This window comes from Chryseobacterium sp. (genome assembly GCF_029240215.1).
Taxonomy (GTDB): Bacteria; Bacteroidota; Bacteroidia; order Flavobacteriales; family Weeksellaceae; genus Chryseobacterium.
In genome coordinates this window covers 399,690-424,807 of sequence record NZ_JARBTK010000004.1, presented here as the reverse complement: position 1 = coordinate 424,807, position 25,118 = coordinate 399,690, and the positions used below count along the sequence as shown (strand labels likewise).

The following is a 25,118-nucleotide window of genomic DNA, read 5'->3' as shown; positions in this document are numbered from 1 at the left end:
TTATATTTTGCTGAAACTGGAATTTTTAATTTGAAAGTAAAGAAGAAAGAGAAGCCTCGGTTCCGTCATACCCTTCCCATTTTTCGCCATTCACGAAAAATGAAGGTGTTCCGTTGACTCCGCTTCTTACACCGCTTTCGAAATCTTCTTCGATTTTCTTTTGTAATTCGTCACTTTTGATGTCTTCATTCAATATATCATCGTCAAGTCCAACAGTTTTTACCAGTTCTTCTAAAGATTCTTTGTCAACACTACCGTGATTTTGAAAAATTAGATCATGCATTTCCCAAAATTTCCCTTGTTTTGACGCAGCTTCGGCTGTCACAGCGGCAGCCATTGCGTTTGGATGAGCATCTTTCAAGGGGAAATTTCTGAAAACAAAAGCGACTTCCTTTATATTTTCATCAACAAATTTTTTAACGATTGGAAAGGCATCTCCGCAATGAGCACACTCATAATCTCCATATTCTACCAAAACTATTTTTGCGGTATTAGGATCTCCGACGATATGATCATTTTCATTTACTGGAATAGTTAAAGACATATTTTCTATTTTTTGGTTAATGTTTCTAATGCTTCGATAATGCCGTCCGCACCGGGATTTATTCCATCCGGAGACAAGTAACTCCATTGAATGATTCCTTCACTGTCGATTACAAATAAACCTCTTTGGGAGGTTCCGTTTTCTTCATTATAAACTCCGTAAGCTTTGGAAACTTCGCCTTTCGGGTTGAAATCTGCTAAAAGAGGATAATGCAGTTTTCTGTCTGAGCTGAAAGCATCGTGACACCAAGAGCTGTCAACCGAGATTCCTACAATATCTGCATTGTATTTATGGAAAATACTGAGCATTTCGTTATATAGCACAACCTGATCTCCACAAACAGGGCTCCAATCAGCAGGATAAAAAACTAAGATTAAATTTTTGCCTAAAAAATCAGAACGTTTAAGTTTCTGATCCGGAGTTGCGTTTAATTCAAATTCAGGTGCTGAGGTTCCTTTTTCTAGTATCATAATATTTTGTAATTGGTTTAAATTTAATTCAGGATATTTTTCTGAATCTGAATTTTCGTTTGATAACTGCATTCAGAAACTGTCCTTTTGATTTTGCCGCTCTGAATTTCTCGAAAATCTCCTGCGGAACTTTTAAGTAATCATAAATCGAGCCTGACTGATATATAATTCGTAATATTTCAGTTTCGGGAAAATAGAAATAATGATTGACGACACTTGAAGGCATAATTTGTTGTCTGCAAATAATATTCCTTTCACAAGATTTAGAATAAATTTAATGTTGAAGTTTCATTGATTGAAACAAAAAAGCCTTTCAATTATTGAAAGGCTTGTATTAAAATTATTTTTTGAGATTATCTTTAAAATCATCGATCCGGAAATCGGTTAGGAAATTACCTTTTTCAATTTTTTCTTTTGAATACAATCTGAAATCATTTTCAGTTTTTTCTAAAAGGTAATCATAAGGTCCGACCTGGGAAATTAATTTAACTAAAACCGGAGAAATCTCAAGACAGATAAAAAGACCCATAATAAATGCGGCGGCTGTTGCAATAATGGCTGAATTTTTTCCTAATTCATCCAAAGCCTGAAGTCTCGCTGCAAAACCATTAAATTTATCCTCAATAGTTTCTGTTGATTTTCTTTCGGTTTCCAAATTAGTATAGACTTTTGAGATTTCTTTGTCTAAATAGTCTAATCTTGGAGCTGCCTGTTTCTGGTAATTTTCAAGATCAACCCTGCGTTGTTCTTTCAGTTCCTGTTTTCGTTTGGCATTGGGTCCGAAGCCTTCTTTCCCGCTCGTCAAACCTGACTGTTTTCCTAAAATTTCTTTTTCAAGTTCTACTGCTGCAGAATCGTATGACTTCTGATATTGAGCGATTTTTTCTGTAATTTGTTTTTTCTCTGTATCAAATGGTCCGCTTTGCTGAAGAATTCTTCCGCTCATCTCGCCCTGAAGTTGCTTTTTGTTTCTCTGAATAATGGTATTCAGTTGCTTATTCACTTCTTTTTCGAAAATTTTAAGCTCTAAAGGTTTCGAAATAATAATTCCTAAAAATGTCGCCAAAATCAATCTCGGAATTGACATTAAGATCTGATTCCACCACGTACCGGTTTTTTTAATAGATGAAACAATATACCGGTCAAGATTAAAAATCATTAGACCCCACAAAACTGCGAATCCAACAGAAATCCAGATATCATCGAATATCGTATACATTGCATAACCTGCAGACAATGTTGCAAAAATTGCAGTAAATAATACGATACCGCCGATACCGGAGAATTTATTCCATTCGCTGGGCGTTTTTCTGAGGATATGTATGTTTCCTCCTGAGCAGATCATCAGAAATTTTTGAAACCAATTAATTTGATGACTGTTCTGATTTATAGTTTGTTGAATGTTTTTCATTATTGAAAATTTATACAAAATTAGTATTAAAAATCATACCATTGTTACAAATAGTAATATGTTTTACCAAGTATAGAGAAATTGCTATTTAAACGATTAAATTTTAATTTAATATCTATTAATTAATGTTAAATATTAAGATATCTTTAAATTTTATCACTTTATATAATTAATAATTGGTAAAAAAATGATAGGTTTGCAGCCAAATATTTAAAAATAATAAGAAAAATGAAAAGAATCAGTACCATTTTAGTACTTATGTTTTTTATTAATTCATTTTCACAGGATTTACATAAAGACTGTGGCTTTGATGTGGTAATGAAAAAAAATGATGAAAGATATCCTGATTTAAAAAGGAAAAGAATAGAAGCTGACCAAAAATTTTACGATGATAAACAATCTCTGCTTGCAAAATCTGGCGCTACCACATCATGGAACGGGCTTTACACCGGGCAGGTTTATGAAATTCCTGTCGTAGTACACGTTATAGAATCTCAAGCTGCGGCAAATACTAACCTTGCAGTTACTGATCAGGAAATTATTGATTGGATTGGCAGAGCAAACAGTATGTATGCCACAACTTTTGGTAATGGGTTCTATCCGGAAGGGAATGGTCCTACAGGAGGAGCAGTAATGCCTTTCAGACTTGTACTGGCAAAAAGATCACCGAGCTGTATGCCAACTACGGGAATCATAAGATATAATGGAAGCACAATTCCTTTGTATGATACGAGAGGTGTGAAAATGTCAAGTAACAGTGGTGCGAGTGATTATGCTATCAAAAATCAGTTGGCTCCACATTGGCCGGAAAATTCTTATTTTAATATTTATGTAGTAATCGGTTTTGATGGGCAGCAGCAATTATCATACGGATTAATGGGATATGCAATGTTCCCGGATTCTTATGATTATAGTTACGAAAGTTTCATGAAAGTTGCAACAATCAAGAATACTAATGATACAACGCTTACTCACGAGCTGGGTCATGCTTTTGGTTTGTATCATACCTTTCAGGGGGTTGCTTACACCAACCAAACCAGCTGTCCTGTAAACAATAATTGTGCAACAGATGGTGACAGAGTGTGTGATACCTCTCCATCAAGAAGTATGTATGGCGTGAATGTTCCAAATAATAATGCCATCGATCCTTGTACAAGCCAGAATTATGACGGAACACAGTATAATATTATGAATTATACGAATGTTGAGCGAAAATTTACCGATGGGCAACGTGACAGAGCAGTTTTGATGATGATGGAATACAGAAAAAATCTTCTTAATTCACTAGGAGCCAAAGATCCGGCGACAGTTATTCCATCACCAGTTTCGGTAGTAAATGCGCAATGTAATCCTGTAGGTATTGTGAATGCCGCTAATAATAATTTTGCGATCGGACCGTACAGAGTGGTTTTCGGAAATATCAACAGCCTTACAAACGGCTATGATTCTGATGAAGCAAATCCTGTTTATTATGCAGATTATGCAAATGCAACTTGTATAAGACCAGCTTATGCTACAGAAATTCCTGCTACAACTGCAACTCCTTTAAAGATTACTTTTATGAATGGTTTTAATCAGGCAGATAAATTTAGAATTAAAGTCTGGATTGATTATAACAATAATGGATCCTTTGAAGATGCGGAATTGGTTACCAACACTTTGTCTGGTGTTATGACAGCAGGTGCGGCAAGTACGCTTACTGTGAATGTAATTCCATCAGCAACTGCAGTACAAAATACATATTTAAGAATGAGAGTTGGGGTTGATGCAGCTACATTAAATTCTGTAGTTCTTCCTGAGTTTACATCTTGTTCTCAATTACAGTATGGTCAGGTCGAAGATTATGCGGTTAAAGTATTAGGATCCTTATCAACTTCTGAGATTAAAAATCAATCAGAAACTAAGATTGTTTATGTAAAAGCAGATAACAAACTTCAGCTTTTTGGTAACAGCAATGCTAAGTTTCGTGATTATCAAATCTATGATATGAGCGGAAAACTGATACAGAAAGGAAATTCTAAAACAAATGAAATTCAGATCAACCAACAGTTAGCTAAAGGAACATACATTGTCAGTTATGCTGACGGCGATCAAAAAGGATCAAAGAAATTCCTTAATAATTAATTTACAAGAAGCCCTTTTTTTAAAGGGTTTCTTTTTTATATCTAAATTAGCAATATGAAAAAATTGTTGAGCATATTATTTTTTAGCTTACTTATGATTAGCTGTCAATCGCAGAAGATTGCAATTAATACAACAGATGAAAATAAAGCAAAATTTTTCTTAGGTTCCTGGAAGTTTGTACAGAAAAACTATAAAGAGGGAAATGAAACAAAAATTTATCCTCTTCATGAATGTATGAAAAAATATGAACTGGTTTTTAAAAATGAAAATCAAAAAACACTGATGACTAAAATATTTGCGACAGGTAAAGATTGTAAAATAAAAAGCCAATCTGATACCGTTTTAGTAAGCATAAGCGAAAGTAATTTTTCGTATGCAGAATATGATCTTAAGAAAAACGAACAGTATAAGATCTACTCACAGGATAAGTTTTCAGTTATTTACAATGATATTATTAATGGCAAAGTGACAGAAATTGAAGACGTTTATCAAAGAAAATAATTTACTTCAACCGATCAGGGTTTTGCTTCAAAAAGCTATCCCAACCCGTGTAAGATTTTATATCGGCAATGGTTCCCGAGTTGAAATGATGACAGACGGCAACTGCCAATCCGTCGGAAGCATCAAGATATTTGGTGGGAAATTCTTTTAAATTTAAAAGGCTTTGAAGCATTCCTGCAACCTGTTCTTTACTTGCATTCCCATTTCCGGTGATTGCCATTTTTATTTTTTTTGGAGAATATTCAGTAATAGGAATATTTCTATGCAGACTTGCCGCCATCGCAACACCTTGAGCACGACCTAATTTCAACATCGACTGTACGTTTTTGCCAAAGAAAGGAGCTTCCAGTGCTACTTCGTCCGGATGAAACTCGTCAATAAGAGCCAATGTTTTGTCGAAAATATATTTAAGTTTTGTTTCGTGGTTCGGATATTTTTTCAAAATAAGCTCGTGAATAGAAATCATTTCCATCTTCCCTTTTTTTACCGAAATCAGACCAAAACCCATAATGGCTGTTCCCGGGTCAATACCTAAAATTATTTTCTCTGTTGGAATCATTGGGTCAAAGATATAACATTCTTCATTTTTATTAATTATTTCAATCAACATATCCATACTTTTTATAAATTAGTAAAAAAACTACCATGATAAAATTGATTAGTTTATTGACTGTCAGTGTTTTGTTTTTATGCGGAACAGGTTATGTTAAAAGCCAGTCTCAGACTGTACAAAAAACAGGTACTAAAAGGGAAAATCAGATTTCTTATTTCTTTTTTAAGATCTATAAAGACAGTTCCGGTTTAGAAAAAATTTCTTTAGTGGAAAGAAAAACCGTTCAGGGGAAAATGAAATCAATACCTTTTTTTAATGCTGATGAAGTAAAGCACGGAGATTTATTGGTCACCTTGACTGATTCAAGAGGAAAAGAAATCATAAGACAAAATATTGAAGATCCTTTGAATCCTGAATTGGAAAGCTTTGGTGATAAGATGGAACGACACAAATTGAAACTGAACGAAAGTGAATTTAGCATACGATTTCCATATTCCGAAGAGATAAAGTCTGTGAAAATTGAAAAAATCACCGATTCTACGAAACAATTACTTTTCACTCAAAACTTTTAATCATGAAAAAATATTTATCGATTCTGTTGATGAGCAGCTCATTTTGTTTTTCGCAGACATTTGACACTGTACCATTATTACAAAACGGATCAAATGATAAACGAATTAATATAGCGGTTTTAGGAGATGGTTTTACCTTGGCTCAACTTCCTGCTTTCGTGACTTCAGCCCAAAGTACTGTTGATTATCTGTTTACAAAAAGTCCTTATACGGAATATAAAAATTATTTTAATGCTTATGCTGTAAAGGTGATTTCTGCTGAAAGTGGTGTGAAACATCCCGGAACAGCAACGGATGTTAATGAACCGGTAATTCCGGTATCAAATCCTAATAATTATTTAGGATCTACGTTTGATGTGAATGTTCACAGATGTATTTACAGTAATACCACAAACAAAGTTGCTCAGGTTTTGGCAGCGAATGTTCCGGATTATGACATTACTTACGTTCTTGGAAATTCTACTGAATACGGTGGTTGTGGCGGAACTTATGCTTTTGCATCGTTAGCTTCAGCTGCAAACGAAATTGTAGTGCACGAATTAGGTCATTCTTTTGGAAATTTAGCAGAGAATATTGGTTTTCCGGTACCGGAGAATCTCCCAATAAAACTCAGAATTCAAATCCTGCCACCATCAAATGGAAAAATTGGGTGGGTTTAAATTCGGTAGGTGTTTTTGCTCATGCTGAAAGCCCGACATGGTTCAGACCGCACCAAAGTTGTGAGATGAGGTATCTTAATCAGCAGTTTTGCTCAGTTTGTAAAGAAAGAATCATTGAAAAAATTCATACATTGGTTTCTCCTGTAGATTCTTACACTCCTGCGAATACGAGTACAGTCAATGCAAATGCGAACGTTACTTTTACTGTGAATGAAATCCTTCCGATTCCAAATACATTGGTCAACACATGGACTTTGAACGGAACCATTCTAGCTGCAACAACGAATACTTTAACAATTACTCCTGCTCAGCTTAATAACGGAAACAATACCTTGCTTTTTTCAGTTACAGATAATACTGCATTGGTGAAAACCGACAATCACAGTACTGTACATTTTACCAACGTTTCCTGGATTTTAAACAAAACAACTTTAGGTACCGCAGAAATAAAAGCGGAAGAAAGAAGATTTACAATTTATCCAAATCCCGCAAATACAGAATTTTTCATCAGAGGAAAATCAGATTTTTCTAAAGATTTAAAAATTAATCTATATGATGCATCCGGAAAAATGATTCCCGCAAAATTTGAGTTGAAAGACGCAACAACAGTTTATGTAAATATCCAAAATCTTCCTTTAGGAGTTTATACAATGACAGCAACTGAAAATAAAAATTTAATTATTTCTCAGAAAATTATCAAAGAATAAAATTTTTAGATATAATTAAAACTAAAACCGACTTTTCAGGTCGGTTTTTTCAATGCTAAGAAAATTTCTTTTCTGCAATTGGAACCCATTTTCCGTCGTGACGAAGAAGTGTGATTTTATCAACGAAGAATTTAGTTTTAAATTCTTTTTCTTTATAAATTTCCCAGGCTTTCAGATAATTTTCCCAGGTCAGATCTCTGTAACCAACTGTAACGTGAGGGTTAAAAGAATAATTTTTAAAATTAAATCTTTCTTTTACCTTTAAATATAAATCCTTTAGACTTTGATTTTCTTCCGGTTTTACAAATAAAACAGGGTTTTTGGGATTCGGAAAACTACCGAAGCCATTTAATGTAATTTCAAAAGGCGAAATATTGGTGTCAATTTTTTGAAAAGCTTCATGAATATCATTTTCTAAATCCAATTCTCTTTCGAAAGGCGGAAATAAAGTGATATGTGCATCATTTTTCAATGCTTTGGAATTACTAAAATTTAAAGCTAAATCTTCTTTAAAAACCTTTACCTCATCAATAATTTCCTGATGCGGATAAATAGCGATGAAATACATTTTTTTCATACTATAAAAATAAACTTTTTAAAATTATTGATTAAAATTTCATACATAAGAAAATTATACATAAATTTGTTATGTATAAACTCGAAAATTGAAAAAGAACAGTCTTTACAAGGGAACATTACAAAACATCATTTTGAAATTACTTTCAAAAGAGGTAAAAATGTATGGTTACCAAATGACTCAACGTGCAAAAGAACTGACAAAGGGTGAACTTGAAATGACAGAAGGCGCACTTTATCCTTTGCTGCATAAGTTGGAAGGTGACGGTTTGATTACTTCTGAAATTCAGAAAATCAACGGAAGAGACCGGAAATATTATCTTTTAACAGATAAAGGAAAAAAACAGCAGGCTACTCAGGAAGCCGAAATGAAAACCTATCTTTTTAACCTTAATACTATTTTCAATATATGATCAGCATTATTCAACAGCAGGAAATCAAATCTTTTCTTCAGAAAAGGAATCTGAGTCCCGTTATTTCTAATGAAATTTACGACCATTTTATTGTTCAGATTTCAGAACTTATGAAAAATAATCTGAGTTTTCAGGAAGCATTTCTCAAAACAAAACTCGATTGGCAATCTGAACTGGAGATGGTAAAAGCAGATCTTTTTTCGTTCAAAAAAATTGCGAAAATTGAGAAAACCGTTTTACAGTCAAGATTCAGAAATATTATTCTTTCATCAACAGTTTTTACGATGTTTGGATTTGCGGTATTATTTTTTTTGAATGATTATTTTTATCTGATGCAGATTGGTCTGCTGGTTACACTGGTTTGCCTTCTTCTTTATAATTTTATTTTCAAAAAAATGAAATTTAGAGAGTATTATGAGTTGAGCTTTCATCCGTTAATTTTACGAAACCTTATTTTAGGATCTGTTTTGTTTTTTGGAGTAGGCTATTTTACTCAAAGTATGAATTTTTGGGAAGTGGGGATCAACAAAATATTTCTGATTTATGCAATAGCAGTACAAATTCAATTATTGTATTTCAGAACTAAAAAAGTAAATGTTTTATTATAAAATTTACAATAATGAACTCTGCAGAAGAAAGAGAAATTGATGATTACCTGATTCTAAACAGACTTCCACTTGATATTTTGCTGGAAGTGCGTGACCATATGATTTCACAGGTTTCAGATCTTCAGGTCAGAGAAAATCTCGATTTCGAGAAGGCTTTTTTAAAAACTAAAATTGCCTGGGAGCCGGAATTTAAAATGACGAAGTATTTCTTTTTTTATACAGAAGAAATTTCTGTCCTCGAGAAGAAAATTGTAAAAACTAGATATAATTATATTTTAAGGAAATCTTTTGCTATTGCATCTTTGTTTTTTGTGATCAATTTACTTACGATCTTTTTTCTAAAACACAGGATTTTTATGGTATTCTATTTAAAATACAAAACGGATTGATCTTTTTTGTTCCAATTGCACTTTGGCTTCTAAACTATAAGAGCAGAAAATTTTTCAGAACTGATTACAAATATAAAGGGAAATTATTTTATACAATATATCAGCAAAATATTACACTGCTTATAGTTTGTCTTTCTTCAATGGGACAGATTGTTATGCATAAAGGAGGATCTGCGTTCCAATTTTTTAAAACTGATCTTCCGGTAGACATTGTTTCTGTTTCATTAACTCTTTTAATTCCTTTTTTAGCACATACTATTTTGATTTTTGGAGCAATTAATTTATTTGAGCATAACAAAACTTTAGAAAAAATTCAGAGTTTCATTAAAATTTCGGAAACTGATTAAGTATAAAAAGTAAATCTTTTTTATTTTGAAATCAAATCACAAAACCAGAATACATATTCTTCGTTATGATCTTGAAGATTTGATTTTGGTTTCGGGTATGTTTTTTTAACGACTTCTCCAATTTCAAACAGAATTGGATTTTTAAAAATCGGTCCGTCAAAAGTGAAGGTATGAAATTCTCCGTTTTCTCCGCAAGGATCAACATTTTTTGGTAAATCTTTAATGAAATTTTTATCAATAATTCTTCCGGCAAAACTTTTATCAAGATATGTTTCGTTGACACAAGTGACAATTGTTTTAAAGCCAAGATCTAAAAACTCGTTGATAAGGTTGGTGGTATCACTTTTCCAAAGGGGGAAAACGGCTTTTATTCCGATGGATTGTAATTGATCTTCACGATATTTTCTTAAATCTTCGAGAAAGATATCTCCGAAAATAGAATGACTTACACCTATGGATTGTATTTCTTCCATTGTTTTACTCATAATTTCACGGTATTCTTCCATGGAAGGGTCTTTCGGCAGTTCCATTTTAATTAAATTTAAACCTAAACTTTCAGCTTGTCTTTCTAAAAGAGAAGCACAAACACCGTGCATAGAAATCCGCTCGAATTCCTTATTAATGCTTGTCAGCAAAGAAATGACTTCAAATTGGTCTTCCTTTAAAATTTTATATAATGCAAGCGCAGAATCTTTTCCGCTGCTCCAGTTGAAGATGGCTTTGGGCTTCATAAATCCATTGTGTTTTATTTTGCATCATTCATTTCTGCCTCGAACTGTGCTAATCCAGCTTTCGTACTTCCTTTGTCAGTACCTTTTTGCCATTCTTTCTCTGCTTTTACTTTATCACCCAAGCTGTAGTAATAACTTCCTAAAGCTGTATGGCCTTCCACTTCGCCCATACTGATGATTTTCTGTCCCAATTTGATGATTTCAGGATTTTGTTTTGGCTTTTTTGTTTTGCTCGTCAAGACTGCACCCATTCCGCCAATATCTTCCATCACCATCAGTCCAAATTTCTCCATACAGGCTTTTGCTAAACCTCTATTGCATAAATCGTCAATGGTTTTGGTATAATTCCCCATTGCACTTTCGTCAAATAGTTTTTCCAGATCATTGCTTTTAGCTCTGGTCTTCTTGTAATATTCATACAGAAGTTGCGCATTTCTTTTAGCTGAAGCATCGTCTTTTCTGTTATTTTCTGCAATGCTGTCTTTCTTCAAGTCCCATTTTGTGTTTTTTACCCAACTTGAATTACCGCTCAAACGGTTTTTAGCAATTTTAAATATAAAAATATCCTTATCCGGAAATACTACCACAGAATCGCCTTTTACAAAATAATCACCTTTTCCGTATCCTGCGATATCCACTTTCCCATTGCCATCAAAAGCAAAATAAGAATATAAAGATTCTTTAGATTGGGTCATAAAATAACCTTGAAGATTGTTGTCAGCTTCTTGTGCATTCAATAGTACGCTGGAAATTATTCCCATCAGTAATAAAATATATTTTGTCATTTGAAAATTTATGAGAGTAAAAGTAAGAAAAAACATCAAAGAAATTTCTTGAAGGTTTTCTGTAGTGACAAAGTTTAAATTAAGCTATTTGCTTGGTGGTTTTCCAAAATTATTTAGATTACTAATCTCTGTTTTTTCACGTTCCGCAGCCTGTCTTTTTTGCAGTTCTTCAGAATTTCTATCGACATCGCTTTTTTGAGGAACTTCCATCGGATAAGATTTACACGAGACAGCAGATCCCATTAAGTAAATTGCTGAAATTGTTCTGATAAAACTTTTCATTTTTAATATTTCTTAAAGTAAAAGTACAAAAAACCTCAAAGAAACTTCCTTGAGGTTTAATTTATATTTAAAACAGTTAGCAGTTAAAGCAATCTGCCTGACACGGGCCTACATATTTCTACGATATTTACCGCCTACTTCAAACAAAGCATTGGTAATCTGCCCAAGCGAACAGTATTTCACGGCATCCATCATGACGTTAAATAAATTCTGCTGATTGATGGCAGCGTGTTGTAAAGTTTTCAGAGCGGCTTCGGATTTATCTTCATTAGATTGTTGGAAGTTGTGAAGCGTTTCAATCTGAACCTGCTTTTCTTCCTCAGTTGAACGGATAACTTCTCCGGGACGAACCGTTGGCGAACCATCTTTTCCTAAGAAAGTATTTACTCCAATGATTGGATACTCTCCTGTATGTTTCAACCATTCGTAATGCATCGATTCTTCCTGAATTTTCGAACGTTGGTACATCGTTTCCATTGCACCAAGAACACCGCCTCTTTCTGTGATTCTGTCGAATTCTGCATAAACCGCTTCTTCAACAAGATCCGTTAATTCTTCAATAATAAATGAACCTTGAAGCGGATTTTCGTTTTTCGCTAATCCTAATTCTTTATTAATAATCAACTGAATCGCCATTGCTCTTCTTACAGACTGCTCAGTCGGCGTTGTAATCGCCTCGTCGTAAGCATTGGTGTGAAGTGAATTACAATTGTCATAGATTGCGTAAAGTGCTTGAAGCGTCGTTCTGATATCGTTGAAATCAATTTCCTGAGCGTGAAGTGAACGCCCCGAAGTTTGAATATGATATTTCAGCATCTGGCTTCTTTCGTCTGCGCCATATTTCAGTTTCATTGCTTTTGCCCAGATTCTTCTTGCTACACGTCCGATCACTGAATATTCAGGGTCGATACCATTGGAGAAGAAGAATGATAAGTTTGGTGCAAAATCATTGATATCCATTCCTCTTGACAAATAATATTCAACATAAGTGAAACCATTTGCCAATGTAAATGCCAACTGAGAAACCGGATTCGCACCCGCTTCTGCAATGTGATAACCGGAAATTGAAACCGAGTAGAAATTTCTTACCTTTTCTGTGATAAAATATTCCTGAACGTCACCCATCAGTCTCAAGGCAAATTCAGTAGAGAAAATACACGTGTTTTGAGCTTGGTCTTCTTTTAAAATATCAGCCTGAACGGTACCACGAACGGTCGCGATTGTTTTAGCTTTAATTTCGGCGTAAGCTTCAGCAGGAATAACTTCATCTCCCGTGATTCCTAGTAATTTTAAACCTAAACCATTATTGGAAGGAGGTAATTCTCCGTTATATTTTGGTCTTTCTAAACCTTTATCGTCGAATTTTGCTTTTAAAGCTTTTTCAACATTCGCTTCCAATTTATGTTCAGCAATATATTTTTCAACATTTTGGTCGATGGCAGCGTTCATAAAGAAAGCCAACAACATCGGAGCCGGTCCGTTGATCGTCATTGAAACAGAAGTCATTGCATTTACCAAATCAAATCCGGAATACAATTTTTTCGCATCATCCAACGTTGCGATAGAAACTCCCGCATTTCCGATTTTACCGTAAATATCTGGTGGAAGAGCAGGATCTTGTCCGTAAAGTGTCACAGAGTCAAATGCTGTTGACAAACGTTTAGCATCCATTTCTGCAGAAACATAATGGAATCTTCTGTTGGTTCTTTCAGGTCCGCCTTCTCCCGCAAACATTCTCGTTGGATCTTCTCCTGTTCTTTTGAAAGGATAAATTCCGGCTGTATAAGGGAATCCTCCCGGAAGATTTTCCTGACCTTTCCATTTAATTAAATCTCCCCAATCGGTGTATTTTGGTAATGAAATTTTAGGAATTTTTAAATGAGATAGAGATTCTGTTGAGGTTTCAACTTTAATTTCTTTTCCACGTACGAAGTATGAATAAAATTCAGCTTTGAAAGCCTCTTTCGTATCGTCCCAATTTTTTAGGAAGTCGATATTTTCCTGTTGAAGGTCTTTTTCAGCTTTTTGATATTCGGCATCTAAAGTTTCGTTAGAAAGGAATTTTTTCACCCCTTCAATGTGATACATTTTTCTTGCTAATTCTGCCTGTTTTTCAACATTAGCATCGTAAATTCTATTATTTTCAACAATTTCAGATAAATAACGAACTCTTTTCGGAGGAATGATCGTGATGTCTTCAGAAACTTCCTGTTCAACAAAACCTTGCAGGTTTAAACCTGAATATTTCTCGTTAACTTTTTCAACTAATCTATTGTATAAATCAGTCGTTCCGTGATCGTTGAACTGTGATGCTTTTGTCGAATAAACCGGCATGTCATCCAACGGACTTTCCCACAACAAATGGTTTCTCTGGAATTGTTTTCTTACCGCCTGAAGTGCGTCAAGCGCGCCACGTTTGTCAGATTTATTTAAAGCAACTAAATCTGCGTAATCTAACATGTCGATTTTTTCCAACTGCGTGGAAGCACCGTATTCAGGAGTCATTACATACATTGAAACATCCGCAAAATCAGAAACTTCCGAACCTGATTGACCAATACCTGAAGTTTCCAGAATAATTACGTCTGGATGAGCCAATTTCAATACATTTAATGCTGAATGAATGAACGGAGAAACAGAAACGTTGTTTTCTCTTGTTGCCATCGAACGCATATAAACTCTAGGATCATTGATTGCGTTCATACGAATTCTGTCTCCCAAAAGCGCACCTCCGGTTTTCTTTTTCGAAGGGTCAATCGAGATGATCGCAATTTTTTTATCTGTATTGGAACGTAAGAAACGTCTTACCAATTCATCTGTCAATGAAGATTTTCCGGCTCCACCTGTACCTGTGATCCCGATAATTGGGATATTTAAATCTTTTGATTTTTCGTCAATTGCTTTTACTAAATCCGGTTTTTCTTCTGAGAAGTTTTCAACAGCAGAAATGATTTTTGCAATACTTGTAGAATTTTCAAAACTGATTGAATCTAAATCATTTGCTGTCACATCTTTTCCTGTTGCGAAATCTGATCTTTTAACCAAATCATCGATCATTCCTTGTAAACCAAGTTCACGACCGTCATCCGGAGAATAAATTCTGTCGATTCCATAAGCCATAATATCCTCGATCTCTTCTGGCAAAATTACACCGCCGCCGCCGCCGAAAATTTTGATTTGCGGAGAGTTTTTTTCTCTTAAAAGGTCATAAATATATTTGAAATATTCGTTGTGACCTCCCTGATATGAAGTTAGTGCAATTGCATTTGCATCTTCCTGGATCGCTGTGTTTACAACCTCTTCAGCCGATTTATCGTGACCAAGGTGAATGACTTCGCATCCCGTTCCCTGAATGACACGGCGCATAATATTGATGGCCGCATCATGTCCGTCGAATAACGATGCGGCAGTCACGATTCTTACTTTGTTTGTTGGAGTATATTTTTGGGTTTCCATATTGATTGTAGAAAATTTCTAAGTTTCCAAATATAACAATTTAATAAAAACTTATTTTAATTATTCAAGATATTGATTTTTAAATAGTTAAATAAAATTTTAGAAATGCAAGTTTCCTGTTTTAAGTTTTAAAAAAAACTTTGTCTTTCATTGAGATTAAAACGCAATGGAAGACAAAGAAAATTAAATGTAATGCCGCAGTCAAGATAAACAAGGCCGTTTCACTTATTTTCGAAATACAAAGTTTTTAAAATGTACAGCGGAAAAGGACTTATTTAATTGTAAGAGTTTCTTCTCAAAATAAAATTCGTTATTTTTGCATCATATTAAAATGGCATGCAGAAAGCACTGATGTATTTCGCTTTGGGAACGGTTCTCAGTTTTGTGATCAATTATTTTTTCATCAGCAGTGAAAATATTGGTTTAGATATTTTTTATGCGATTGCTTTCGGCTTGGCTTGGGGATTGTCTTACTATCTTGATACTCCGAAATTTACTTTAGTTCAAAAATTACTCAGTTCTTTTGCGGCAATGGGACTATTGGTTTTAATTGGTTCGTTGATATTCAATCTAGAATTGGCAATTCCTGCTATTCTGAAATTCTCTACGGTTTTTGTGGCGTATTATTTAATTGCGAGTTTCAGAGCCAATAAGTCTTTGCGTAATTAATATTGCTTCAAAAATTCTTTTGTGAAAAATGGTCTTTACAATATTTGATCTGATCATATATTATAGATGCGGATTTATTAAGTTTAAATATGTTTTCACAATCTAAAAATAATTTGTACCTTTGCACACCCTTATGGGGAAAATTATGTTTAATCTTTAACTAAAACGTGTGAATACATTAAGTTACAAAACTGTTTCAGCGAACAAAGCTACTGCAAATAAAGAATGGGTTGTAGTAGACGCTGAAGGACAACCGTTAGGAAGACTAGCTTCTAAGGTTGCAAAGATTTTGAGAGGTAAGCACAAAGCAAACTTTACACCTCACGTAGATTGTGGTGATAATGTTATTGTTTTGAATGCTGGGAAAGTTACACTTTCCGGAACCAAGTGGGAAGACAAGACTTACATTTGGCATACAGGTTATCCTGGAGGTCAAAAGTCTATGACGGCTACTGAACTTCTAAAGAAAGATTCTTTAAAAGTATTGGAAAAATCTGTAAAAGGTATGCTTCCAAAAACTAAATTAGGATCTGCTTTGTTCAAAAACCTTTATTTATATGAAGGAACTGAGCACAAGCATGAAGCTCAACAGCCTAAAACACTTAATATTAACGAATTTAAATAATTAATATGTCTATAGTTCACAAAATCGGAAGAAGAAAGACTTCTGTAGCAAGAGTTTATGTAAAACCAGGTTCTGGTGTGATTACAGTAAACGGTAAAGATGCTGCAACTTATTTCTCTACAGACGTAATGGTTTATAAATTAAATCAGCCGTTTATCCTTTCTGAGACTGCAGGTCAGTATGATGTTACCGTAAATGTTTTCGGTGGTGGTAATACAGGTCAGGCAGAAGCTATCAGATTAGGTATTTCTAGAGCGCTTTGCGAAATCAATGCTGAGTACAGATTGTTATTGAAGCCTGCAGGTTTACTTACAAGAGATGCAAGAATGGTAGAAAGAAAGAAACCAGGTCAGAAAAAAGCAAGAAAGAGATTCCAGTTCTCAAAACGTTAATTTTCAGACTTCAGATTCAGGATATCAGATTTCAGAATTTTTTCTGTCTGTTGTCTTATATCTGAAAGCTATTTATCAAAACAAAAAAATTGCCCGTTACGTTTAGCATCCAAACACTTCTCCCATCTAAAGAAGTCGTTGATTGTTTAAGAAACGGAAAGTAAACTAACAAAAACAGAAAACATGGCAAAAGCAAATGTAAAAGACCTTCTAGAGGCTGGTGTACACTTCGGTCACATGACTAGAAAGTGGAATCCAAATATGGCTCCATACATTTTTATGGAGAAAAATGGTATTCACATTGTAGACTTACATAAAACAGCTGTTAAATTAGATGAAGCGTGCAGCGCTTTAGAAAAATTAACTTCTGCAGGTAAAAAAGTTCTTTTCGTAGCTACCAAAAAGCAAGCGAAAGAAGTAGTTGCTAAGCACGCTGCTGAACTTAATATGCCTTATATTACAGAAAGATGGCCGGGAGGTATGTTAACGAATTTCGTTACAATCAGAAAAGCTGTAAAGAAAATGAACTCTATCGACAAAATGAAAAAAGACGGTACGTTCGAAACTTTATCTAAAAAAGAAAGATTACAAGTTGACAGACAAAGAGCTAACTTAGAGAAAAACTTAGGTTCTATCTCTGACATGGTACGTCTTCCTTCTGCAATCTTCGTTGTAGATATCATGAGAGAACACATCGCTGTAACTGAAGCTAAGAAATTAGGTATTCCAGTTTTCGGTATTGTTGATACAAACTCTGACCCAAGAAAAGTTGACTTCGTTATCCCAGGAAACGATGATGCTTCAAAATCTATCGATATGATCTTAAACGTAGTTTCAGATTCTATCAAAGAAGGTCAGTCTCAGAGAAAAGCTGATAAAGAAAAATCTAAAGAAGAAGGAGAAGTAGTATCTGCTGATAAAGATGCAGATTTCGACGCTGCTGCTGAATAATTAAAGGTTTTATCTTTAAAATAATAAAATCCGCTAAACTAAGTTTAGCGGATTTTTTATGTTTTTATTTAAAATTTTTAATCTAAAAGCTTTACAGAATAAGAATCTGAAATGAATTTTGAAGTCTGATAAGAAGATTTACAAACCATTCCAGATAATTTATACGTTTGATTTTTAGGAATCATCACTGAACCGATTTTTCCTTTTCCAATCGGGATTCTTTTAAAATAATTATTTCCGCTTACAGTCAAAACCATATTGCAACGTGAAGTATTTTCGACAGTTAATGCTGTTTTAGCTTCTTCGGAAGATGCGCCGTTAAGAAGATAGGTGAGAACTTCCGCAGTTTCAGATTTATAGGTTTTTAAAACTTCCTGATATTCCCGTTCTGTGTTTGACGAAGAATTTGAGCCGGGATAATTATTGTATGTGGGAGCACAACTGTTTAAAATAAATACAATTGCTGAGCATACAAACAATCTTTTCATGTTTACTTTTTCTTCTTTTTTTGTTTGGCTAAATTAGTTTTTTTTATTGGATATTTTTCGTCTGAATCCTTTCTTAGATTACTGTTTAAAGCTAAATTTTTATTTTCATTAAATTGTTTATACTCAGGATTATTAATCACTACCTGAATATTTTTCCTGATCTGTTTTTGTGAGGTATATTTTACATCGCAGACATTTCCGGAAATAGAGTAGTTGTCTTTATCTAAAACAATAAAATTTTCGTTGTGAGAAGGAACAGCCAGATTATAAAACTTTTTACCATTGATTTTTAAAACCATATTGCATTCAGAATTATTTCTGAAAAGCAGAATTGCTTCATTGCTGTTGATGTTTTCATTAAACATCGTATTGAGCAGTTTTATGGTTTTCTCCTTATGCTCGGAAGTAGTTTCGGCGATTAGCTTTTTAAACTCTTCAGAATCATCAGAAATGCTTTTCCCTTTCAGGCTTTGCGGAAACTCTGTGATAATGGGCCGTACTTCCATTGGTTTTGCAGTAAGTGCACCTTTCGTCCATTCTTTATTTCTAAGCGCAATCAGCTTAGATTGCAAAATATGTTTTTTGGGATCTTCGGGATGTGCTTTTTTCAAATATTCTTCAATCTCGGTAATGTTTGTGTTTTTTAAAATATCGTCACTATTTGCGCTTTGTGTTGAACATGATAGTGTGAGAGAGAAGAATAAAATGATGAGGGGATTTTTTTTCATCAAGTTATTTTTTCATTAATTAATTCTGAATTTTATGTATGTAATTGTTTTTCCTTTAGCAGAAAAAAGTTCTTCGTAATAGGTTCTGATGTCTCTTAAATGAGGCGTATTCGGATCATATTCCAATGCTCCGTAAATATCGTGGTGAGCCGAGATAATTTCATAACCGGCACCTTGCAGATAGCCCAAAGTATACCCATGCAGAAATTCTGAATCGGTTTTGAGATGGATGATTCCGCCTGGTTTCAGGAATTTTTTATATCGTTCAAGAAAATCAGGGTGAGTCAGTCTGTGTTTTGTACGTTTGTATTTAATCTGCGGATCCGGAAAAGTGATCCAGATTTCGTCAACTTCATTTTCAGCAAAAAAATGATCTACCAACTCGATTTGAGATCTCAAAAAAGCAACATTGTCCATGCCATTATCGACAGCTTCTTTTGCTCCAAACCAAAATCTGGCACCTTTGATGTCAATTCCGATAAAGTTTTTTTCGGTAAATGTTTTGGCAAGTCCTACTGTATATTCGCCTTTTCCACAGCCTAATTCTAAAACGATAGGTCTGTCGTTTTTAAAGAAATCTTTTCTCCAATTCCCTTTGAGTTCAAAACCGTTAATGGCTTCTTCTCTTGTCGGCTGAATGACGTTTGGTAATATTTTATTTTCTGCGAATCTTGCTAATTTGTTCTTACCCATGTTTAAATATGAAATCCCGCAAAATTAGCAAAAATAATATAGAATTCATTGATATTTAACGCTAAAAGAAAAAAGCTGAATTTGTTTTCAGAAACTACTTTTTTGAAGAACTTCCCAAAGCAACCATCAATGGTTTTTGAATGGTTTTCTGCGATGCATATTGAGCACCGCAAACAATACTTGTCAATAGGTAATCACCTTTTTGTATTACGAGAGAATTATCACCGCCTGCAGGAACCGGAAGTCGGTATTTTGTAGTTCCGACACCTTCAATTCTGACAATGATGTTACAGTCAGATTTATTTTCGATCATGATGATACATTCTTTTGCGTTGGGATCATTATCGAATAAAGAGTTTAGTATTTTAACAGTTTTGTTTTTGTGTTCTATCGGGTTATCTGCCATAAGCATATTAAATTCTGTTGCTTCTGTATCGGCAATGACTGCGGTAGTTTTTGCAACTGTAGGAGATGCTACAAAAACGTTTTTGGGTGAGCTTGGTGTGTAAACAATAGCTGACTGACCAACCTGTAGCTCTCGCTGATATTTTGCGATCTGTTTTTGCTTGATGATGGCATTCATCTCATCAAAAGTAATTTTTGTAGATGGTTTTCTTTTGAGCATAGCCAGCCAATCCTGCATTTGTCTTACTTTCTGATCACCCGGAGCCGCATTTTTGATGTATTCTTTCATAAGATCCATTACTTTTGGTTTCATAACCGATCTTCTAGGATCATCGGGATGAGCGTCTCTCAGGAAAGCATTGATTTCGTATATATTTTTACTTTTCAGAATGTTGCTGTAATCCTTACCCTGTTTTTGGGCAGATAAGCAGATAAATAGGAGTGTTGTAAAAACTAAAAGTAACTTTTTCATTTAATATTACATTAAGGCGATTGAAGTTATGTTTTCTTCAAATATTTGTAAAGAGGTGATGTGATTGGTTCTTAACACCATAAAATTAGACATATTTTTAAAGATTGAAAAAAAAGAAGGCTAAATTTTTAAGAAAAAAATGTTTAAACTTCAAATTCCGGAGATATTTTACTTAACGACCTCCTGTAAGTGTGAATTTCTTAACCTTCTCTGATAGATGGGCATGTATTTTTCGATTGGAAGTTTCACAGCTTCAAAATTTCCGGTTTGTACGTAAACTTCTACATTTTCTGAGGTATAGACGAACTGAAGAAAATTGTCAATCAGATTTTCAGGAATTTTAAATCTTGTGAAGTAGTCTTTTCCTAAGTAATTTTTGATCTGCGTTACAGAATTGGTCATTCTTTCGTAAGCTACATAACGCTGTTTTTTCTTTCTTTCACCCGATAAAATATCAAAAATACTTTCTAAACTGAAAGTAAGACCTCCATCCCTTAAACCGGCAACAGGAAGCTGTGGTGGGGTGCCATCACCTTTCGGCTCGGGAAGACCGATCACTTTCTTCAATGCGTAAGCTTTGTCTTCTTTTCTCAATGAATTGACATCATACCTCAGATTTCCGGTTGGTCGGAAACGGTTGATCACTACTTCCTGGATGTCATGGTAAGCAACTTTTAGCTCAACTAAATTACGGTTGCTGAAACTTTGTGGCGAAAGCTTTATATCTTTCCTCTCGGTAACAATTGATGTAAAACGGATCACATCTTCAGGATTCGCCTGAATGGTAAAATCTCCGTTATAATTGGTAAGTACGGTTTTGTAAGTAGTAAGATTGGTCACATAAACCTGATTAAGATACAATACAGAGTTGTCTCTTAAAAAAACCTGACCCGAAAAAATCTGTGCATTAATTTTAGCAATAAAAATCAATAACAAAAGGGTAATTACTTTATTCATATAATGTGCAAAATTACACAACAAAAGCATCATTATTTAATATTACTCCCTTTGAAACAGGTTAAAATTATATTAAACTTTTATTTAAACTGTTAATGAATGTTATAAAACGGTGATTATCATTTAAAAACTTAGTTTATTTGTCCCACAGACTGTCATTTCTGTTTTTCACCAAGAGCCAACTGCTATATTTTACATTAGTTACATTTCCAGATTCTGTCCAGCTTATAAAATACCAATAAGTAGCTGTAGACACAGGTCTTCCTTTCATCTTTCCGTCCCATGTAAAATTGTTTGAAGGTGCACCTCTGAAAACTTCTGCTCCGTATCGGTCAAAAATTCTGAATTCAAGATTGTCTTTGCTCATCAGTGCTGAATAATCAATATCATCATTGTGACCGTCTCCGTTTGGTGTAATGGTGTTGATCAAATTAATAATAACAAAAGTTTTTTCTACAACGTCACATCTTTGGGAATCTCTGATATAGATTTTATGATTGCCGGTTGTCACATTATAAAAAACATTTGAACTTTGCCAGGTATTGTTATCCAAAGAATATTCGTAAGGTGGAACTCCACCGCTTACGCCGATAGTTACTGTCGATCCGTTAATGTCGATAGATGTAATAACCGGTAAAACAGATTCTGAAACATTCACAAACTGTTTGTAAACACAGCCGTCAAAAGTAAGCTCTACCCAATAATTTCCTGCAGCAACATTCGTAATTGATGGAGTAGTAGCTCCTGTGCTCCAGAGATATGCTGTAAATCCGGAACCTGCATCTAATGTGGTTGTAGTTTTGGGACAGATTAATTTATCAACTAAAATATCAGATTTTTTAGGAGTTTTAAGAGTGATTCTTAAAGTTGCAACATTCGGACAGAATCCTGCTTTTTCAAATCTTATGTAATAAGTCTGTGTTCCTGTAAGTGTTACCGCACCACTGATCGCAGCTGTATCATTCTGGGCATCGGCTAAAGTTGAATGATAGCTTACTGTTACTAAAGGGTCTGCTGTAAACTGTGGTAAAAACTGCGCAAGATTGACAGGTTTAATTCCATCTAAATCATCGTCACAGAAGTTAGTGACTACAGAAGTCGTCAGTAAAGGAAGTCTTGTTCCGACTGTAAAATTGATCGGCTGTATAACGGGTGCACAGCCATCCGGAGAATCTACACGAATATAAATCGTTGTGTTTGCAGTGTAGCTCCAGTTATTGGGAAGAATATTGTTATTTCCGAGATTCGCATCTGTAAGTAATGCATAATATCTTACATTGGTAAAATATGTTGGATTATTCAGAATCAAAAGGGTAATGTCTGATAATACTACATTCACTGTTCCATCAAGATTTTCATCACATTGAGCTCCAAAATTTCCAACTGTAACTACAGCAAGAGGGAATAGATTAAGCGTAATCTGCGCAATATTTTTACAGCCTGTTGGATTTTTAACTACAACATAAACAATTGTTCCATTTGGAGCAGAATAGGTTGTCGGCACAAGAATTTGTCCTGTTGCATTTTCTGTTTGTGCAGCCAATAAACTTGTGTAATAAGTTTTTATGACAGGATTATTTGTAGTGACATTTGCTGTTGTTAAATCAAATATTCCGACGCCATTTACATTACATACTGTTAATGTTGTATTGGTAACAGTTACAGGCTGAATGTTTATCGTTACAGTTACCGATTCGCAATCTGGAAATTCAAGATCGTTTCCGCAGAAAGTGTAAGTAAATGTATCTGTTCCGCCTGCTGAAGGATTGGTCGCTGTGTACGTAATAACTCCCGTTGTAGTATTGATAACAGCAGTTCCCAAAGTTGGTGCTGTAGTAATAGCTACAGTTGATACTACCGGAGTTTGTGTAGAAGTAGTAAAGGTTGGTACAATGGTTTTAACATCACAAATGTTATAGTTTGCAGTGGTTAGTTTTAAACAGTTTAAAACTTTATATTGAGCCGTTACAAGTGGTGCACAACTTCCCATCGTTACAGAACAAGTGTAATATCCAGATTGTATCGGAGTATAAGATGTTCCGGTTGCACCCACAATCAATATTCCGTTTCTGTACCATTGATAAGTTTCGTAAATAATAGGGTCGACTGTTAAAACAATTCCCGGAACGCAGTCTCCTCCTGATTTGATAATAACAGGTTGTGTGGAAAACCCTGCAAAGAAACCTCCATATCCTACGGCGTCACTTCCTGCCGTAATTCCTGCCGTAATTGCTTTCGTAGAAATGACGGTAATCGTTCCTGTCGTATTTGGAATCCCGTAAGTTACCCATGCATTTAAACCTGTCATATCAAAAGGTCCTGTCGTGGCAGGAGGAGTTACCCCATTAACAGTAACAGTTGCACCTCGTTCTGTGACTAAATTTAATTTTGTCGGGATATTGAGTATTCCTGTTGGGTTGACATTAGAATGTACAAAATTTTCATTAATAAATCCGATCTCGTTGATCTGTTTAGGAAGATAACAGCTTAAAGCTGGTATAAAGTTGAATCCACCGGTTGCAATTTCGGTTCCGCTCACAGAATCTCCCGCCAAAAGCTGATATACATATGCATTTTTGGTTGTTCTGATGTACATATTGTAGTGAGTGGTTCCTTGCAGCTGATATTTCGTGTCAGGAACTACATAATACTGTCCGGTATTTAATGTAGTAATCGGTAATCCTTCATTATTAAGGAAAATTTGAGTATTATCCTGAGTTGCAATCACCAAAGCACCTTCCATATTGCTTCCAATGCTTCCATTCCCTTTTACTAAGGCAAACTGAGTTCCCAATTGCTCAACAGGTACAGACTGATCCATTAAAATATCTGAACTTAAAGGTGCATTACCCGAATATTGACCGTTGAAGTTTCCATTGGTAATATTAACGGGTTTATCTGCTGTGATTTTTGCACCGATAAAACCGTCAAAATTTCCTGCAATATCTCCGATACCGTCGATGATATAAGATTGTCCTTTATTGAGAATAAAAGTCATTGTAGGATTTGTGGCTCCGGTTGTTCCGTTAGAAAACTGTACGGTTGGTTTATATCCGGAAACTGTAACTGTAGTATTGTCTTCTGTTGCTAAAACGCTGGTCATAAAATTCAGAATAACATTGCTTACCGTTATAGGAGCATTGGCAACATAGAAATTTTTTCCGGTGGAAGGAATTCCTTTCGAAGTGATAATTTCAGCATGATTAAAAACAGAAAATCTCAGGTTTGCATAAAACGGAAAATCTGCTTTCAGATATAAACCTTTCGTACCCGGAGTAAAAAGATCTGTCTGTAAGGTGGTGATGATATAACTTCTTAAAACATCAAATTTCTGAGGATTGTTTTTACTAATAGTAACGGTTCCTATCACAACGTTATTGTTATAAATAGTTACTGCAAACGGCGTTGTGCGATTTGTGGAAAGATATAAGTTTTGATACGGATTCGGGTTTCCCGTTCTGTCTACCATTGGTGCAAACCAATGTTCCCTATCCAATTGTGCGAAAGAAATAGAGAATATATAAAAAATAAGAAAAAAAGATAGAATTTTCTTCATTCTGTATTTGATTTTATCACAAATTTAATAATAATATGTGTTGAACCATTTAAA

Annotated in this window: 29 protein-coding genes; 13 read left to right on the top strand and 16 right to left on the bottom strand. The window is 34.5% G+C overall.

The window, feature by feature from the left end:
- Positions 1–25: 25 nt before the first annotated feature.
- The 4 genes from K0R77_RS11605 to K0R77_RS11590 form a co-directional block, all read right to left on the bottom strand.
- On the bottom strand, positions 26–544 hold the full coding sequence (locus K0R77_RS11605; RefSeq protein ID WP_300352379.1) for a thioredoxin domain-containing protein: 519 nt from the start codon (positions 542–544) through the stop codon (positions 26–28).
- A 5-nt stretch (positions 545–549) separates the two neighbouring features.
- The gene (locus K0R77_RS11600; RefSeq protein WP_300352377.1) at positions 550–1,014 is read right to left on the bottom strand and encodes a redoxin domain-containing protein; all 465 of its coding nucleotides are present in this window, start codon (positions 1,012–1,014) and stop codon (positions 550–552) included.
- A 28-nt stretch (positions 1,015–1,042) separates the two neighbouring features.
- Positions 1,043–1,240 (bottom strand): KTSC domain-containing protein, encoded by a 198-nt coding sequence (locus tag K0R77_RS11595; protein WP_300352375.1) that lies wholly within the window; start codon positions 1,238–1,240, stop codon positions 1,043–1,045.
- A 114-nt stretch (positions 1,241–1,354) separates the two neighbouring features.
- Positions 1,355–2,425: a DUF4407 domain-containing protein gene (locus tag K0R77_RS11590; RefSeq protein ID WP_300352374.1), complete on the bottom strand. Its 1,071-nt coding sequence runs from the start codon at positions 2,423–2,425 to the stop codon at positions 1,355–1,357.
- A 228-nt stretch (positions 2,426–2,653) separates the two neighbouring features.
- Between K0R77_RS11590 and K0R77_RS11585 the strand changes: the two genes are divergently transcribed.
- Positions 2,654–4,549, top strand: a complete 1,896-nt coding sequence (locus K0R77_RS11585; protein ID WP_300352372.1) for a zinc-dependent metalloprotease — start codon at positions 2,654–2,656, stop codon at positions 4,547–4,549.
- A gap of 93 nt (positions 4,550–4,642) precedes the next feature.
- Complete coding sequence (locus K0R77_RS11580) at positions 4,643–5,050, top strand: hypothetical protein (RefSeq protein ID WP_300352370.1); 408 nt, start codon at positions 4,643–4,645, stop codon at positions 5,048–5,050.
- Between the two features lies 1 nt (position 5,051).
- On the opposite strand, the gene ruvC is transcribed toward K0R77_RS11580, so the two are convergent.
- The gene (ruvC, locus tag K0R77_RS11575; RefSeq protein ID WP_300352413.1) at positions 5,052–5,606 is read right to left on the bottom strand and encodes a crossover junction endodeoxyribonuclease RuvC; all 555 of its coding nucleotides are present in this window, start codon (positions 5,604–5,606) and stop codon (positions 5,052–5,054) included.
- 89 nt (positions 5,607–5,695) lie between these two features.
- Here ruvC and K0R77_RS11570 point away from each other — a divergent pair, with 89 nt between their 5' ends.
- Genes K0R77_RS11570 through K0R77_RS11560 form a run of 3 tightly spaced genes read left to right on the top strand, consistent with a single transcriptional unit; the run spans position 5,696 to position 7,541 of the window.
- Entirely contained in the window at positions 5,696–6,175 is a 480-nt protein-coding gene (locus tag K0R77_RS11570; protein ID WP_300352369.1) for a hypothetical protein, read from the top strand.
- A 2-nt stretch (positions 6,176–6,177) separates the two neighbouring features.
- A complete protein-coding gene (locus K0R77_RS11565; protein ID WP_300352367.1) occupies positions 6,178–6,834 on the top strand; it encodes a M64 family metallopeptidase in 657 nt (218 codons plus the stop codon).
- Positions 6,825–7,541 (top strand): T9SS type A sorting domain-containing protein, encoded by a 717-nt coding sequence (locus K0R77_RS11560; protein WP_300352365.1) that lies wholly within the window; start codon positions 6,825–6,827, stop codon positions 7,539–7,541. Before K0R77_RS11565 ends, K0R77_RS11560 begins: the two co-directional genes overlap by 10 nt.
- A 55-nt stretch (positions 7,542–7,596) precedes the next feature.
- Here K0R77_RS11560 and K0R77_RS11555 read toward each other — a convergent pair whose 3' ends face one another.
- Positions 7,597–8,118, bottom strand: a complete 522-nt coding sequence (locus K0R77_RS11555; protein WP_300352363.1) for a 2'-5' RNA ligase family protein — start codon at positions 8,116–8,118, stop codon at positions 7,597–7,599.
- 88 nt (positions 8,119–8,206) lie between these two features.
- Here K0R77_RS11555 and K0R77_RS11550 point away from each other — a divergent pair, with 88 nt between their 5' ends.
- From K0R77_RS11550 to K0R77_RS11535, 4 genes are read left to right on the top strand one after another with little or no spacing between them, the layout of a single operon-like run.
- Positions 8,207–8,530, top strand: a complete 324-nt coding sequence (locus tag K0R77_RS11550) for a PadR family transcriptional regulator (protein WP_300352361.1) — start codon at positions 8,207–8,209, stop codon at positions 8,528–8,530.
- Positions 8,527–9,138, top strand: coding sequence for a hypothetical protein (locus tag K0R77_RS11545; RefSeq protein ID WP_300352360.1), 612 nt, complete (start codon positions 8,527–8,529; stop codon positions 9,136–9,138). The genes K0R77_RS11550 and K0R77_RS11545 overlap by 4 nt, the downstream gene beginning before the upstream one ends.
- Positions 9,139–9,149: 11 nt before the next feature.
- Positions 9,150–9,527: a hypothetical protein gene (locus tag K0R77_RS11540; RefSeq protein ID WP_300352358.1), complete on the top strand. Its 378-nt coding sequence runs from the start codon at positions 9,150–9,152 to the stop codon at positions 9,525–9,527.
- Entirely contained in the window at positions 9,524–9,874 is a 351-nt protein-coding gene (locus tag K0R77_RS11535) for a hypothetical protein (RefSeq protein ID WP_300352357.1), read from the top strand. The genes K0R77_RS11540 and K0R77_RS11535 overlap by 4 nt, the downstream gene beginning before the upstream one ends.
- Positions 9,875–9,894: 20 nt before the next feature.
- On the opposite strand, the gene K0R77_RS11530 is transcribed toward K0R77_RS11535, so the two are convergent.
- The 4 genes from K0R77_RS11530 to K0R77_RS11515 form a co-directional block, all read right to left on the bottom strand.
- A complete protein-coding gene (locus tag K0R77_RS11530) occupies positions 9,895–10,605 on the bottom strand; it encodes a diphthine--ammonia ligase (RefSeq protein WP_300352355.1) in 711 nt (236 codons plus the stop codon).
- Between the two features lie 14 nt (positions 10,606–10,619).
- A complete protein-coding gene (locus K0R77_RS11525; RefSeq protein ID WP_300352353.1) occupies positions 10,620–11,390 on the bottom strand; it encodes a hypothetical protein in 771 nt (256 codons plus the stop codon).
- An 84-nt stretch (positions 11,391–11,474) separates the two neighbouring features.
- A complete protein-coding gene (locus K0R77_RS11520) occupies positions 11,475–11,672 on the bottom strand; it encodes a hypothetical protein (protein WP_242803615.1) in 198 nt (65 codons plus the stop codon).
- A gap of 108 nt (positions 11,673–11,780) precedes the next feature.
- The gene (locus tag K0R77_RS11515) at positions 11,781–15,128 is read right to left on the bottom strand and encodes a methylmalonyl-CoA mutase family protein (protein WP_300352350.1); all 3,348 of its coding nucleotides are present in this window, start codon (positions 15,126–15,128) and stop codon (positions 11,781–11,783) included.
- Positions 15,129–15,464: 336 nt separating this feature from the next.
- Here K0R77_RS11515 and K0R77_RS11510 point away from each other — a divergent pair, with 336 nt between their 5' ends.
- The 4 genes from K0R77_RS11510 to rpsB all read left to right on the top strand — a co-directional run bounded on the left by K0R77_RS11510 (position 15,465) and on the right by rpsB (position 17,765).
- The gene (locus K0R77_RS11510; protein WP_300352348.1) at positions 15,465–15,797 is read left to right on the top strand and encodes a hypothetical protein; all 333 of its coding nucleotides are present in this window, start codon (positions 15,465–15,467) and stop codon (positions 15,795–15,797) included.
- Between the two features lie 169 nt (positions 15,798–15,966).
- Positions 15,967–16,422, top strand: coding sequence for a 50S ribosomal protein L13 (gene rplM / locus K0R77_RS11505; RefSeq protein WP_047445148.1), 456 nt, complete (start codon positions 15,967–15,969; stop codon positions 16,420–16,422).
- Between the two features lie 5 nt (positions 16,423–16,427).
- On the top strand, positions 16,428–16,814 hold the full coding sequence (gene rpsI, locus K0R77_RS11500) for a 30S ribosomal protein S9 (RefSeq protein ID WP_047445146.1): 387 nt from the start codon (positions 16,428–16,430) through the stop codon (positions 16,812–16,814).
- Between the two features lie 183 nt (positions 16,815–16,997).
- The gene (gene rpsB, locus K0R77_RS11495; protein ID WP_047445142.1) at positions 16,998–17,765 is read left to right on the top strand and encodes a 30S ribosomal protein S2; all 768 of its coding nucleotides are present in this window, start codon (positions 16,998–17,000) and stop codon (positions 17,763–17,765) included.
- Between the two features lie 77 nt (positions 17,766–17,842).
- Here rpsB and K0R77_RS11490 read toward each other — a convergent pair whose 3' ends face one another.
- The 6 genes from K0R77_RS11490 to K0R77_RS11465 all read right to left on the bottom strand — a co-directional run bounded on the left by K0R77_RS11490 (position 17,843) and on the right by K0R77_RS11465 (position 25,064).
- Complete coding sequence (locus tag K0R77_RS11490) at positions 17,843–18,253, bottom strand: DUF6759 domain-containing protein (RefSeq protein WP_300352343.1); 411 nt, start codon at positions 18,251–18,253, stop codon at positions 17,843–17,845.
- A 2-nt stretch (positions 18,254–18,255) separates the two neighbouring features.
- Positions 18,256–18,981, bottom strand: coding sequence for a DUF6759 domain-containing protein (locus tag K0R77_RS11485; protein ID WP_300352342.1), 726 nt, complete (start codon positions 18,979–18,981; stop codon positions 18,256–18,258).
- Positions 18,982–18,996: 15 nt separating this feature from the next.
- Positions 18,997–19,674 (bottom strand): tRNA (guanosine(46)-N7)-methyltransferase TrmB, encoded by a 678-nt coding sequence (trmB, locus tag K0R77_RS11480; protein ID WP_300352340.1) that lies wholly within the window; start codon positions 19,672–19,674, stop codon positions 18,997–18,999.
- A gap of 94 nt (positions 19,675–19,768) precedes the next feature.
- On the bottom strand, positions 19,769–20,551 hold the full coding sequence (locus tag K0R77_RS11475; RefSeq protein ID WP_300352338.1) for a DUF6759 domain-containing protein: 783 nt from the start codon (positions 20,549–20,551) through the stop codon (positions 19,769–19,771).
- Between the two features lie 168 nt (positions 20,552–20,719).
- Positions 20,720–21,508: a hypothetical protein gene (locus K0R77_RS11470; RefSeq protein WP_300352337.1), complete on the bottom strand. Its 789-nt coding sequence runs from the start codon at positions 21,506–21,508 to the stop codon at positions 20,720–20,722.
- A gap of 136 nt (positions 21,509–21,644) precedes the next feature.
- Positions 21,645–25,064: a T9SS type B sorting domain-containing protein gene (locus tag K0R77_RS11465; protein WP_300352335.1), complete on the bottom strand. Its 3,420-nt coding sequence runs from the start codon at positions 25,062–25,064 to the stop codon at positions 21,645–21,647.
- Positions 25,065–25,118: the final 54 nt, after the last annotated feature.

What these genes read in the sequence shown, in the direction of transcription:
- K0R77_RS11605 (WP_300352379.1), bottom strand. Translation starts at nt 544, where the DNA reads ATGTCTTTAACTATTCCAGTAAATGAAAATGATCATATCGTCGGAGAT.
- K0R77_RS11600 (WP_300352377.1), bottom strand. Translation starts at nt 1,014, where the DNA reads ATGATACTAGAAAAAGGAACCTCAGCACCTGAATTTGAATTAAACGCA.
- K0R77_RS11595 (WP_300352375.1), bottom strand. Translation starts at nt 1,240, where the DNA reads ATGCCTTCAAGTGTCGTCAATCATTATTTCTATTTTCCCGAAACTGAA.
- K0R77_RS11590 (WP_300352374.1), bottom strand. Translation starts at nt 2,425, where the DNA reads ATGAAAAACATTCAACAAACTATAAATCAGAACAGTCATCAAATTAAT.
- K0R77_RS11585 (WP_300352372.1), top strand. Translation starts at nt 2,654, where the DNA reads ATGAAAAGAATCAGTACCATTTTAGTACTTATGTTTTTTATTAATTCA.
- K0R77_RS11580 (WP_300352370.1), top strand. Translation starts at nt 4,643, where the DNA reads ATGATTAGCTGTCAATCGCAGAAGATTGCAATTAATACAACAGATGAA.
- K0R77_RS11570 (WP_300352369.1), top strand. Translation starts at nt 5,696, where the DNA reads ATGATAAAATTGATTAGTTTATTGACTGTCAGTGTTTTGTTTTTATGC.
- K0R77_RS11565 (WP_300352367.1), top strand. Translation starts at nt 6,178, where the DNA reads ATGAAAAAATATTTATCGATTCTGTTGATGAGCAGCTCATTTTGTTTT.
- K0R77_RS11555 (WP_300352363.1), bottom strand. Translation starts at nt 8,118, where the DNA reads ATGAAAAAAATGTATTTCATCGCTATTTATCCGCATCAGGAAATTATT.
- K0R77_RS11545 (WP_300352360.1), top strand. Translation starts at nt 8,527, where the DNA reads ATGATCAGCATTATTCAACAGCAGGAAATCAAATCTTTTCTTCAGAAA.
- K0R77_RS11540 (WP_300352358.1), top strand. Translation starts at nt 9,150, where the DNA reads ATGAACTCTGCAGAAGAAAGAGAAATTGATGATTACCTGATTCTAAAC.
- K0R77_RS11530 (WP_300352355.1), bottom strand. Translation starts at nt 10,605, where the DNA reads ATGAAGCCCAAAGCCATCTTCAACTGGAGCAGCGGAAAAGATTCTGCG.
- K0R77_RS11525 (WP_300352353.1), bottom strand. Translation starts at nt 11,390, where the DNA reads ATGACAAAATATATTTTATTACTGATGGGAATAATTTCCAGCGTACTA.
- K0R77_RS11520 (WP_242803615.1), bottom strand. Translation starts at nt 11,672, where the DNA reads ATGAAAAGTTTTATCAGAACAATTTCAGCAATTTACTTAATGGGATCT.
- K0R77_RS11515 (WP_300352350.1), bottom strand. Translation starts at nt 15,128, where the DNA reads ATGGAAACCCAAAAATATACTCCAACAAACAAAGTAAGAATCGTGACT.
- K0R77_RS11510 (WP_300352348.1), top strand. Translation starts at nt 15,465, where the DNA reads ATGCAGAAAGCACTGATGTATTTCGCTTTGGGAACGGTTCTCAGTTTT.
- rpsI (WP_047445146.1), top strand. Translation starts at nt 16,428, where the DNA reads ATGTCTATAGTTCACAAAATCGGAAGAAGAAAGACTTCTGTAGCAAGA.
- rpsB (WP_047445142.1), top strand. Translation starts at nt 16,998, where the DNA reads ATGGCAAAAGCAAATGTAAAAGACCTTCTAGAGGCTGGTGTACACTTC.
- K0R77_RS11490 (WP_300352343.1), bottom strand. Translation starts at nt 18,253, where the DNA reads ATGAAAAGATTGTTTGTATGCTCAGCAATTGTATTTATTTTAAACAGT.
- K0R77_RS11485 (WP_300352342.1), bottom strand. Translation starts at nt 18,981, where the DNA reads ATGAAAAAAAATCCCCTCATCATTTTATTCTTCTCTCTCACACTATCA.
- trmB (WP_300352340.1), bottom strand. Translation starts at nt 19,674, where the DNA reads ATGGGTAAGAACAAATTAGCAAGATTCGCAGAAAATAAAATATTACCA.
- K0R77_RS11475 (WP_300352338.1), bottom strand. Translation starts at nt 20,551, where the DNA reads ATGAAAAAGTTACTTTTAGTTTTTACAACACTCCTATTTATCTGCTTA.
- K0R77_RS11470 (WP_300352337.1), bottom strand. Translation starts at nt 21,508, where the DNA reads ATGAATAAAGTAATTACCCTTTTGTTATTGATTTTTATTGCTAAAATT.
- K0R77_RS11465 (WP_300352335.1), bottom strand. Translation starts at nt 25,064, where the DNA reads ATGAAGAAAATTCTATCTTTTTTTCTTATTTTTTATATATTCTCTATT.